This window comes from Methylobacillus sp. MM3, from assembly GCF_001645185.1.
In the GTDB taxonomy this organism is placed as follows: domain Bacteria; phylum Pseudomonadota; class Gammaproteobacteria; order Burkholderiales; family Methylophilaceae; genus MM2.
Genome location: NZ_LXTQ01000004.1, coordinates 1 through 869, shown reverse-complemented (window position 1 = coordinate 869; position 869 = coordinate 1). Strand labels below are relative to the sequence as shown.

The 869-nt window shown below is 62.4% G+C and carries 1 protein-coding gene; it reads right to left on the bottom strand.

From position 1 onward, the window contains the following. The coding region (locus A7976_RS04185) for a class 1 fructose-bisphosphatase (RefSeq protein ID WP_067107592.1) at nucleotides 1–869 on the bottom strand (869 nt) is incomplete at both ends.

Below are 869 nucleotides of genomic sequence, written 5' to 3'. Positions count from 1 at the left end.
CTCGCGCCACCCGCCTGTTCGACGATGAAGCTCATCGGGTTGGCTTCGTACAACAGGCGCAGCTTGCCGCCCTGGTCTTTCAGCTTGCTGTCCAGCGGGTACATGAAGAGACCGCCGCGGATCAGGATGCGGTGCACCTCGGCCACCATCGACGCTACCCAGCGCATGTTGAAGTCGCGGCTTCTGGGGCCTTCCTTGCCTTGCAGGCATTCCTCCACGTAGCGCTGCACCGGGGCTTCCCAGTGGCGCTGGTTGGAGGTGTTGACCGCGAATTCGTGGGTGTCCTCGGGGATCGTCATGTTGGGGTGGGTGAGGTAAAACTCGCCCACTTCCCGATCCAGCGTGAAGCCGTTGACGCCGTGCCCGGTGGTGAGCACGAACATGGTGGAGGAACCGTACAGCGCGTAGCCGGCGCAGACTTGCCTGGTGCCCGGCTGCAGGAAGTCGTCCACCTTGGGCTGGGTGACACCTTCCGGCGCACGGAGGATGGAGAAGATGGTGCCGACCGAGATGTTGATGTTGACGTTGGAGGAGCCGTCCAGCGGGTCGAACAGGATCAGGTACTTGCCGGTGGGGTAGTGGCCGGGGATGTCGTAGGGGGCTTCCATTTCCTCCGAGGCCATGCCGGCGAGATGGCCGGACCATTCCAGCGAGGAGATAAAGATGTCGTTGGTGATGACGTCGAGTTCCTTCTGCACTTCGCCCTGCACGTTCTCGGAGGCGAGGCTGCCCATGGTGCCGAGCAGCGCGCCCTTGTTCACCTGGTTGGCGATCTTCTTGCAGGCGGTGACGACGTCGTTCAAGAGCAGCGTGAATTCGCCCGTGGCGCCGGAAAAACGCCGCTGTTCTTCGATGATGAATTGGGTGAG